Below are 809 nucleotides of genomic sequence, written 5' to 3' on the forward strand. Positions count from 1 at the left end.
CGCCGCCTCTATGTGGAAAGAGATGCGCGAAGGCCGCTCCGCCATCGGCCCGCTCGCCAATTCCGAGCTTCATGACCTGGAGGGCATGACCGGCGCTGAGATCAAGGCGCTGCCCGAGCACGACATCGATCGCAAGCAGCTCGTCTCCATGGCCCGCTTCAGCTTGCTCGCCGTGCTTGCGGCGCGCGAAGCCATGCGGCAGGCCGGACTTTCCTGCGACGAAGGGAATGCCCATCGCTTCGGCGCTACAGTGGGCGTCGGCGGCTTGGGCTGGGATGTAATGGAGGAAACTTACCGGGCCCTCCTTTTGGACGGCGCGAGGCGAGTTGGCATCCTCGCTGTACCCAAAACGATGCCAAGCGCCGCCGCCGGCCAGGTGAGCTTGCGCCTCGGCTTGCGCGGGCCGGTGTTCGGGGTGACCTCCGCATGTGCCTCGGCCAACCATGCGATCGCCTCGGCGGTGGATCAGATCAAGCTGGGCCGGGCCGACGTAATGGTTTCCGGAGGCAGCGACGCACCCTTCGCATGGGGCGTGCTGAAAGCATGGGAAGCAATGCGCGTGCTTTCACCCGATACCTGCCGGCCCTTCTCCGCCGATAGGAAGGGCCTGGTGCTGGGCGAGGGTGCTGGCATGGCCGTGCTGGAAAGCTACGAGCATGCCAGGGCGCGTGGTGCCACAATCCTTGCCGAGATCGCCGGCGTCGGCCTTTCCGCCGATGCCTTCCACATCGCCGCGCCATCTGTCGAGGGGCCAGCGTCGGCGATGCGCGCCTGCCTTGCCGATGCCGGGCTGAATGCCGAGGACGTCG

The 809-nt window shown here is 66.7% G+C and carries 1 protein-coding gene; it reads left to right on the forward strand.

All coding sequences use genetic code 11. The features are described from left to right. Positions 1–809 (forward strand): beta-ketoacyl-[acyl-carrier-protein] synthase family protein (locus tag EN857_RS33240; RefSeq protein WP_135897671.1); only part of this gene is annotated, 809 nt, incomplete at both ends.

It is taken from the genome of Mesorhizobium sp. M4B.F.Ca.ET.214.01.1.1, from assembly GCF_004791545.1.
Taxonomy (GTDB): domain Bacteria; phylum Pseudomonadota; class Alphaproteobacteria; order Rhizobiales; family Rhizobiaceae; genus Mesorhizobium; species Mesorhizobium abyssinicae.